The following is an 8,971-nucleotide window of genomic DNA, read 5'->3' on the forward strand; positions in this document are numbered from 1 at the left end:
AGGCCGGCGACAGCCCCGTGACGCCTACGCCCCCTGCAGCACCTTGCGCAGGTGCGGATGCAGTTCGGTGTTGGACGCCAGGATCGACACGCCCGTCTTGGGATCGCCGTCCTCGTCGATGGTCGTGACCCGGCCGCCGGCCTCGGTGACGAACAGGATGCCCGCCGCCACGTCCCAGGGCTTCAGGCCCCGCTCGTAGAAGGCGTCGTAGCGGCCCGCCGCGACCCAGGCGAAGTCCAGGGCGGCCGAACCCAGGCGGCGGATGCCCGCGACGCGCTGGCCCACGGCGTGGATGTCCTTGATGGCCTGGGCGTGGCCAGACTTGCCGATGAAGGGCAGGCCGGTGGCGATCAGGCTTTCCGACAGGTCGCGACGGCCCGCGACGCGGATGCGCTGGTCGTTCAGATAGCAGCCCTTGCCCTTTTCGGCCCAGAACAGCTCGTTCATCACGGGGTTGTAGGTGACGCCGGCGACGATCTCGCTCGACCCGTCAGGCGCGCGCCGCTCCAGCCCCACCGTGATGGCGAAGTGGGGCATGGCGTGCATGAAGTTGGTGGTGCCGTCGATCGGGTCGACGATCCAGGTGTGGGACTTGTCGGTCCCCTCGACCATGCCGCGCTCCTCGCCCAGGAAGCCGTATCCGGGGCGGGCCTTCATCAGCAGCTCGAACAGGGTGTCTTCCGCCTTCAGGTCGGCGGCGGTGACGAAGTCGCCGGGCCCCTTGCGCGACACCTGCAGCTGGGAGACTTCGCCGAAGTCGCGCAGCATCGGGCGGGCGGTCTTGCGCACCGCATCGGTCATGACTTGGAGCAGGGCGGAAGCGAGGGCCATCGGCGGATCTCCTGGTCCGAAAGTCCTTCAAGGCCGCAGCCCGGACAGACGGAGAAGTTCAAGGGGCGACGTCAGAGCGGCGTCGTTGAGGAGTGTTAGTGAGCAAGGGGTGAGCTAGGATCGCTTTCGCTCACCTCTTGCTCACTACCACCCCTCGCTCACCCGAAAAGTCAGTCCGCGCGGCGGACGTATTCGCCGCTGGTCGTGTCGACGATGATCTTTTCGCCGGCCGACATATAGGGCGGGATCATGATGCGGACGCCGTTGGAGGCGATGGCGGGCTTGTAGGACGAAGAGGCGGTCTGGCCCTTCACCGTCGGCTCGGTCTCGGCGACTTCCAGCACGACCTGATCGGGCAGTTCCAGGCCGATCGGACGCTCTTCGTGCATCTCGATGACGACCTTCATGCCCTCTTGCAGATAGGGGATGCGTTCCTCGCCGACCCAGTCCTTCTGCAGTTCGATCTGCTCGTAGGTGGCGTCGTCCATGAAGACCAGGCTGTCGCCGTTGTCGAACAGATAGGAGAAGTCCTTCTGCTCAAGCGTCACGCGCTCGACCTTGTCTTCCGAACGGAAGCGCTCGTTCAGCTTGTTGCCGGTTTCGAGGTTCTTGGCCTCGACGTTGGCGAAGGCGCCGCCCTTGCCGGGCTTGACGTGGCTGGCCTTGGTGACGACCCACAGGCCGCCGTTGTGCTGCAGGACCATGCCGGGCTTGATGGTGTTGCCGTTGATCTTCATGGGGTCACATCGGAATTGGGGTTGCGCCCGCGCGACCGTCTCGGAGCGTGGCGAAGGGCGCGATCCCTAGAGGAAGCCCCGCGAAAGGGCAAGGCGATGCAGTCTAATGCAGGGTGCGCCCGTGCGAGGCGTCGTCGGCCTTGCGATGCAGGAAGTTGCCCAGACGCACCCCCGATCCGGTCGGCGCGGCCATCTTGCCCGCCCCCTCGTCCAGCTTGCGCGCCTCGTGGGCGAAGGCGGCGGCCAGACCCGCCGACGACATGGCGGCCATCACCTGACGCGCCATGGAGGAGGGACGCAGACCCAGCCAGACGGCGTTCACCGTCTGCGCCGCGACCCACAGGCCCATGGCGCGCGTGCGTTCCTTTTGCGGCGGGGCGTTCCACACCCGCACGGCCGACAGGGTGGTCGCCGAAAACACCGCCGGCAGGATCAGGCTGAACGCCCCCTTCGGCTTTTCGGTGATCGGCAGATCCCTGTCGCGCACCTGTTTCAGGTTTCGTCTCGGCTTCAAGGCCCCCGAGGCGATGGTGTGGGCCAGAAGGGCGAAACCGACGGTCAGGGCGATCCCGGCGACGACGTGGCCGGCGCTGCGTCCCTGGCTGTTCAGCAGGTCCACGGCGGCGTCGCGCACGTCGTCGATGGTTTCGTCAATGTCGGTCATGGCGCGCTCCAGCTTAACCCTTGCAAGGCTAATGACCGGAGCGGGCCACGGTTCCCGTCAGTTGCCGGTGGCGGCGGCGTCGGTCACGATCTCCTTCATGGCCGACTGCAGATAGTTCTGCGCGCCCATCAGCTGGATCAGCTTGTGCTGGTTTTCCAGGAAGTCGATGTGTTCCTCGGTGTCGGCCAGAATCTTCATCAGCAGGTCGCGGCTGACATAGTCGCGGGCTTCTTCGCACTGGGTCACGGCGGCGGCGGTGGTCGTGCGGCTGTCCAGCTCCAGCTGCAGGTCGGCGCCCAGGCATTCGATGGGGTCTTCGCCCACCTTCAGCTTGTGCAGGTCCTGCAGGTTGGGCAGGCCGTCCAGGAAGAGGATGCGTTTGATCAGCATGTCGGCGTGCTTCATCTCGCCGATCGATTCTTCGTAGATGACGTTGCCCAGGTGGGCCAGACCCCAGCTTTCGAACATGCGTGCATGCAGGAAATACTGGTTCACCGCCGTAAGTTCGTTGGTCAGCACTGCGTTCAGCGTGCGCAGGATTGCGGGATCGCCCTTCATGGCCATGGTCCTTGATCTTTCCACGGCGCGGTCGCCGTCTGTCGAACCCGGCAATAGCACAGTAAAACTCGCGTAGTTTATTTGCGAGTTTTTATCACTACATTGATAGTGCGAGTGATTTTCGGCCGCGATGGACCGTCGGGACTATTCGGCTGCGAGTGCGAACGCTTCGCGGCTGTCCTGGATCATCTGGCGCATTTCACAGACGCATTTGGCGCACTGGGCCTGGCACTGATGGCTGGCGAAGATATCGCGCGGACGCTGGGCGCCCGCCTCGATGGACTGGGCCACATCCCGCTTGCGAAGGCCGTTGCAGTTGCAGACGTACACGATGTTCTACGCGATCCACCGACTGAGAATGGTTCGCTATAGCATCCCTCATGGCGATTGCAAGTCGTTCGCACGGCCTGGCGCGGCCTGGACCGTTGACGCGACGCCGCAGGGGAGGGAAGGACAGCCATGGCCAAGACACCCTCCGTCCCCGACCGCCCGCCGTGCCGGCTGTATCTGATCACGCCGCCGGCCATCCCCGACCTGGACGCCTTCGCTGAAATCCTGGATCAGGCGCTGTCGGCCGGCGACGTGGCGGCGTTGCAGATCCGGCTGAAACCGGCGGAGGAGGCGGTGATCCGCCAGGTGGTGGCGGTGCTGGCCCCCGTCGCGCGCCGACACGATGTGGCGGTAATCCTGAACGACCGGCCCGATCTGGCCCGCGCGACCGGCTGCGACGGCGTCCATATCGGTCAGCAGGACGGCTCCCTGGCCGAGGCGCGTCGGATCATGGGGCCGGACGCGATGATCGGCGTCACCTGCCATGACGACCGCGATCTGGCGTGGGACGCGGCCGAGGCGGGCGCCGACTACGTCGCCTTCGGCGCCTTCTATCCGACCACGACCAAGGCGACGGTCCACACCCCGCCGCTGGAGCTTCTGACCGTCTGGCAGGAAACGGTGGAGACTCCCTGCGTCGCCATCGGCGGCATCACGGTCGAGACGGCCGAGATCGTGGCCCGCGCGGGCGCGGATTTCATCGCCGTCAGCGCCGGAATCTGGAGTTACGACGGCGGTGCAGCCGAAGCGGTTAAGCTATTCAATCAAAAGTTGAACTTCTAACTTTAAGGGATGTTAGGAACCCTGTGGTCATTTGCGGCTGACGCTATTCGGTCAGGACGCTTTCATGATGATGAGCCGCGCGCTCAACAGCGACGTCCCTCCCGCCTCTTCCACGACGGCGACGCCGAAGGCTGGCCGGTCTTCTACGGATCGCCGCAGCGGCCCTGAGGGCTTTCAGCCGCTGGCGCCGGTCCTCACCGGCGTCGCGGTGGCCATCCTGGTCGCGACGGCCGTCGCCTATGGCCGATCCGCTGGTCTGGTCGTGGGGCTGTGGGGCGCCAGCGGCCTGGCCATCGCCGTCTGGCTGCGCACCAGCCGGGGACGCGCCAACGATCTGACCTTCGCTGGCGTCTTGATGGTCAGCATTCTGATCGGCGAGATCATCGCCGGCAACAAACCTCTGCTGGCGCTGGCCTTCGCCGCGATCAGCATGATGGAGATCATCGGCGCGGTCCTTCTGGCGCGGCGGTTCGCCCTGACCCTGAACCTGTCCAGCCTGAACGGCGCGGCCGGCTTCCTGTTCTTCGCGGCGGTGCTGGCGCCCATTCCCGCGGCCCTCTGTAGCGTGCTGGTCCAGATTCAGATGGGCGAACCCCACGTCTGGAAAGGGTTTCAGACCTGGTGGTTCGGTCATGCGCTGGGCATCGCCGTCCTTGCGGCCATGGGGCTGTCGCTGACGCGGGCCAGCGTGGCGCGGCTGACGCGACCGGCGAAGATGATCGAGGCGGCGGTGCTGCTGGCCTGTGTTCTGGGCTTCTATTACGCCAGCTTCAGCGGGGCGGTGAAGGCGGGTTTCCTGCTGTTGCCGGTTCTCATGGCCATCGCCGTGCGGCTGGGCGTTACGGGCACGGCCTTCGCCCTGGTCCTGGTGGCCCTGCTTTCCGTCGGCGGCGCCATGATGGGACATGGGCCCTATATGCAAGGCGAGCGGGCCGATCAGGTCATGATGGCCCAGATGCTGGTCCTGATCGGCTATATGCCGATCCTGCTGGTCGCCTCCCTGTTGGAGGAGCGCGACGTGCTGGCCGAGCGCGCGCGTATCGGCCGCGAGCGGGCGGAAAAGGCGTCCGAGGCCAAGTCGCGCCTGCTGGCCAACGTCGCCCACGAGATCAAAAGTCCGGTCGCCGGCATCATCGGCATCGGCGACCTGTGGCGTCAGGGCCAGTTGGGCCCGGTCACGCCGCAACAGGCCGAGATGTCCGACATGCTGGTCTCCACCGCTCGCCAGGTCGAGGCCCTGGCGCACGACCTGCTGGACGTGGCGCGGGCGGAATCGGGCGCCGTGCGCGTCGACCTGCGGCCCACCGACATTCCCGGCCTGCTGGAGGATGTCAGGCGCATCTGTCTGTTGCGCGCGGAGGCTGACGGCCAGGTGTCGATCGACGTCGTCTATGAGGGCGACGGCCTGGTCGCCGTGGCGGATTCGCAGCGCCTGACCCAGGTCGTGACCAATCTGACGATCAATGCGCTGAAATACGGCGCATCGGGCGGATGCATCATCCTGCGGGCGTCGCGCGCCGAGGATTGCGTGCGGATCGAGGTCACGGACTTCGGCCCCGGCCTGTCGCCGCAGAAACAGGCCCAGCTGTTCGAACCCTTCAACCGTCTGGGGTTGGAGCGCTCGACCATCGAGGGGCATGGCGTCGGTCTGGCGCTGGCCAAGCGACTGGTCGAACTGCAGGGCGGCTCCATCGGCGTGATCTCGGCGCCGGGCGAGGGCGCGACCTTCTGGGTCCAGATTCCCAAGGCGTGAGGCGGCGCTTGCGAACCCGGCCTCGCCGGGCGATGGTCCGGCCATGACCCTGATCGCCCTCGCCGCCGCCGTCGCTCTTTCAGGTCAGGCCGCGTCGCCGCCCCGCACCTCCAGCGACCTGACGCGCGATCTGAACAGCGCGCCGCCCTCCGCCGCCTCGGCGTCGCCGCGCACGACGACGCCATCGACCGCGCCGGCCGCGACGCCCGCGCCGTCTCCTCGCGCCACGACCTCCACGCCTGCCGCTGCGCCCGCGCCGGCTCCGCGCGCAACCCCGTCTGCGCCCGCCGCGACGCCCGCACAGGCCCCGCGCGCCACGACGTCTGCGCCGACCCGCGCTCAGACCCCTGCGCCCCAGACGACAAGCCCCGCGCGCTCCGCACCCGCCACCCGACCCGCGACGACGCAGCCGAGCGCGCCCGCGCCGACGATCCAAGCCCAGGCCCCGGCCCCGGCCCCGACATCAACGCCGGCGCCCGCCCCAACGCCGCCCGCCGCCGCTCTGGATGCGGCGGGGATTGCCGCCCTGCCGTTCCGTATCGAGCTTCCGGCCGGCGTGGTGATGGTTCCGGCGCGGGCGGGCGCGGACGCGGCCATCTATCGCATCCAACGCGGCGACCTGACCCTGGCCATGATCTACGCCGGGCCGTCCTCGCAATTTCCCATCTATGACGGCGACATGGTCCGCACGGGCGGCCGCACCTCCATCGTCGTGAACGAAGGCGGCCGGCGTCTGGCGATGGAGCATCTGTTCCAGCGCGACGCTAGCCCGAAGGAAATCCACGTCTGGATCGCCAGCGTCGTCGGCGCGGACCGCGATCTGGCCGAACGAATCGGCCAGTCGGTCGATCCGCGATAGGGGTCAGGTCTCGGACCAGACCGCCATCTCCGTCCCCGCCGGATCGACGAAGTGGAAGCGCCGACCGCCGGGAAAGGCGTAGATCGGCTTGACGATTCGCCCGCCCGCCGCCTCGACCCGGCTCAGCATGGCCTGCAAGTCGTGGGCGTACAGCACGGGCAGGGGCGCCGTCGTGCGGTCGGCCGGATCGGCGTCGAAACCGCCGTCCAGCCCTTGGTCGAAGGCGGCGTAGGTCGGGCCATAGTCCACGAAGGTCCAGCCGAACGCCTGGCTGTAGAAGGCCTTGGTTTCCGGCAGATCGGCGGCCGGCAGTTCCAGATAGTCGAGTTTTCCGTCTTCACGCACGGTTGATCTCCTGCTGTTCAAGCCACCGACCACAGCCTCTTGCACGGCGGCCTGACTTGCGCAAACCTGCAAACGGTTCGCAGTTGCAGGAGTCGAGCGGTGATCGTGATGACCACGGGATTGGCGGGCCTGGTCGCCCTGATGCAGCGCGAGGAACGTCCGCCGCCGGTCGTTCGGCCGGTTCCCGCCGCCGCCCCGGTTCAACCCGCTGCGGTCGCGCGGCGACGATGACCTATCCGACCTGGGCGCGGTGTCTCAGGAAAGCATCGGCCAGGACGCAGGCCGCCATCGCCTCGACCACCGGCACGGCGCGCAGGGCGACGCAGGGGTCGTGGCGGCCCTTGGTCCGCAGATCGGTTTCCTCGCCGTCGCGGGTGATGGTCTGGCGCAGCGTCAGGATCGAGGACGTCGGCTTGAACGCCACCCGCGCCGTCACCGGCTGACCCGTCGAAATCCCGCCCAGCACGCCCCCGGCCTTGTTCGACAGGAAGACCGGCCGGTTGTTCGGGTCCAGGCGCATCTCGTCGGCGTTCTCCTCGCCGGTCAGCTCGGCGGCGTCGAAGCCCGCGCCGATCTCCACCCCCTTGGCGGCGTTGATCGACATCAGGGCGGCGGCCAGTTCCGAATCCAGTTTGCCATAGATCGGCGCCCCCCATCCGGCCGGAACGCCCGTGACCTCCAGCGCCACGATGGCGCCGACCGACGACCCGGCCTTTCGCACGCCGTCCAGATAGACCTCCCAGTCCGCCACGACCTCGGCCGAGGCGGCGAACAGCGGATTGCCGTGAACGGCGTCGAAGTCGATCCGGTCGGGCGCGATCCGGTGCGGCCCGATCTGCACCACCCCGGCGCGGATCTTCACGCTGTCGCCCAGCACCCGACGCGCCACGGCGCCGGCCGCCACGCGGCTGGCCGTCTCCCGCGCCGAGGATCGGCCGCCGCCGCGATGGTCGCGCACCCCGTATTTGGTCTGATAGGCATAGTCGGCGTGGCCGGGCCGATAGGCGCGGGCGATCTCGCCATAGTCCTTGGACCGCTGGTCCTCGTTCTCGATCATGATCGAGATCGGCGTGCCGGTGGTGACGGGGCCCGCGCCGTCGTCGAACACGCCCGACAGGATGCGCGCGGTGTCGCTTTCCTTGCGCTGGGTCACGAAGCGGCTAACGCCCGGCTTCCTCTGATCCAGCCACGGCTGGATGTCGGCCTCGGTCAGGGGCAGCAGGGGCGGGCAGCCGTCGACGACGCAGCCGATGGCCGGGCCGTGGCTCTCGCCCCAGGTGGTCACGCGAAACAGATGGCCGAAGGTGTTGTGCGACATGGCCCCGACTTAGGCCGCCAGACGTTCCTGCGTCCAGACCCGCGTGAACCGGACCAGCAGGTCTTCGGCCGCCGACGGCGTGTCCGACGACGGCGTCAGGGTGACGAACAGATGCCCCGCCGCCCGCGATCCGCGCGCGGGCAGGCCCAGACCCTTCAGCCGCACGCGAACGGGCGCCGCCCTGTCCGCCGTGATCCAGGCCGAGCGGGTTCCGGCGTGGGTCTCGATCTCCACCCGCCCGCCGTCGGCCATCAGGCGGCGCTCGACCGGCCAGGACATGAACAGGTCGTCGCCCATGGCCGACAGGCCGTCCTCGGGCCGGATCAGCACCGACAGATAAAGATCGCCGCCGTCCGCCGCCCCCTGTCGCAGCCGCAGATGGTCGCCGGTCCTCAGGCCCTTCGGCGCCGTGACGCGAACGGTGCGGGCGCCCAGCCTGACCTCCACCTTGCCGCCCGCCAGCGCCTGCATAGGCGACAGGGCCAGGACCGGCGCGGGCGCGGGGCGAAGGCGCGGCGCGGCCAGGGCGGGGCGCCCGGGCTGGTGCGCCTGGATCAGGCGATAGGCCGCGATCACCCGCCGGAACCGTTCGGCGTCGCCGCCCGCCTGGTCCGGCCGCGCCGCCTTCACCGCCGCGCGGAAGGCGGCCTTCAGCGTCGGCGCATCGACATCGGTCGCCACGCCCAGCACGGCCAGGGCCTCGCGGACGCCGGAAACCTCGGCTGAAGAACGATGGGCGCTCATGACCCCAACCGTTCGCCGATCAGGGTCAATGGGCGGTTAACCGTGATCG

12 protein-coding genes are annotated in these 8,971 nt (G+C 68.3%); 4 read left to right on the forward strand and 8 right to left on the reverse strand.

Translation table 11 applies throughout. The annotated features are described in order from the left end of the window. Positions 1-24 precede the first annotated feature (24 nt). From SH203_RS05790 to SH203_RS05810, 5 genes are all read right to left on the reverse strand, one after another. Entirely contained in the window at positions 25-831 is an 807-nt protein-coding gene (locus SH203_RS05790) for an inositol monophosphatase family protein (protein WP_087119903.1), read from the reverse strand. A 170-nt stretch (positions 832-1,001) separates the two neighbouring features. Next, complete coding sequence (gene efp / locus SH203_RS05795; protein ID WP_087119904.1) at positions 1,002-1,568, reverse strand: elongation factor P; 567 nt, start codon at positions 1,566-1,568, stop codon at positions 1,002-1,004. 103 nt (positions 1,569-1,671) lie between these two features. Continuing rightward, on the reverse strand, positions 1,672-2,232 hold the full coding sequence (locus SH203_RS05800) for a tryptophan-rich sensory protein (RefSeq protein ID WP_087119905.1): 561 nt from the start codon (positions 2,230-2,232) through the stop codon (positions 1,672-1,674). 57 nt (positions 2,233-2,289) lie between these two features. Then, positions 2,290-2,790: a bacterioferritin gene (gene bfr / locus SH203_RS05805; RefSeq protein WP_087120185.1), complete on the reverse strand. Its 501-nt coding sequence runs from the start codon at positions 2,788-2,790 to the stop codon at positions 2,290-2,292. 144 nt (positions 2,791-2,934) lie between these two features. Beyond that, a complete protein-coding gene (locus SH203_RS05810; protein WP_087119906.1) occupies positions 2,935-3,120 on the reverse strand; it encodes a bacterioferritin-associated ferredoxin in 186 nt (61 codons plus the stop codon). A 129-nt stretch (positions 3,121-3,249) separates the two neighbouring features. On the opposite strand from SH203_RS05810, the gene thiE reads away from it, so the two are divergent. The 3 genes from thiE (at position 3,250) to SH203_RS15490 (ending at position 6,515) form a co-directional block, all read left to right on the forward strand. Continuing rightward, entirely contained in the window at positions 3,250-3,903 is a 654-nt protein-coding gene (thiE, locus tag SH203_RS05815; RefSeq protein WP_087119907.1) for a thiamine phosphate synthase, read from the forward strand. Between the two features lie 64 nt (positions 3,904-3,967). Then, complete coding sequence (locus tag SH203_RS05820) at positions 3,968-5,656, forward strand: ATP-binding protein (RefSeq protein ID WP_087120186.1); 1,689 nt, start codon at positions 3,968-3,970, stop codon at positions 5,654-5,656. A gap of 43 nt (positions 5,657-5,699) precedes the next feature. Then, positions 5,700-6,515 (forward strand): hypothetical protein, encoded by an 816-nt coding sequence (locus SH203_RS15490; RefSeq protein WP_159457540.1) that lies wholly within the window; start codon positions 5,700-5,702, stop codon positions 6,513-6,515. Positions 6,516-6,518: 3 nt separating this feature from the next. Here SH203_RS15490 and SH203_RS05835 read toward each other — a convergent pair whose 3' ends face one another. Continuing rightward, positions 6,519-6,860: a VOC family protein gene (locus SH203_RS05835; protein ID WP_087119910.1), complete on the reverse strand. Its 342-nt coding sequence runs from the start codon at positions 6,858-6,860 to the stop codon at positions 6,519-6,521. Between the two features lie 99 nt (positions 6,861-6,959). On the opposite strand from SH203_RS05835, the gene SH203_RS15875 reads away from it, so the two are divergent. Then, a complete protein-coding gene (locus SH203_RS15875) occupies positions 6,960-7,091 on the forward strand; it encodes a hypothetical protein (RefSeq protein WP_255376555.1) in 132 nt (43 codons plus the stop codon). Position 7,092: 1 nt separating this feature from the next. Here the strand turns inward: SH203_RS15875 and aroC are convergent, their stop codons facing one another. Beyond that, a complete protein-coding gene (gene aroC, locus SH203_RS05840) occupies positions 7,093-8,178 on the reverse strand; it encodes a chorismate synthase (protein WP_087119911.1) in 1,086 nt (361 codons plus the stop codon). Positions 8,179-8,187: 9 nt separating this feature from the next. After that, positions 8,188-8,922 carry a DnaJ C-terminal domain-containing protein gene (locus SH203_RS05845; protein ID WP_087119912.1) on the reverse strand — a complete coding sequence of 245 codons (735 nt, stop codon included), beginning with the start codon at positions 8,920-8,922 and terminating at the stop codon, positions 8,188-8,190. Positions 8,923-8,971 lie beyond the last annotated feature (49 nt).

The sequence above is a fragment of the Brevundimonas sp. SH203 genome, assembly GCF_002157625.1.
GTDB lineage: Bacteria > Pseudomonadota > Alphaproteobacteria > Caulobacterales > Caulobacteraceae > Brevundimonas.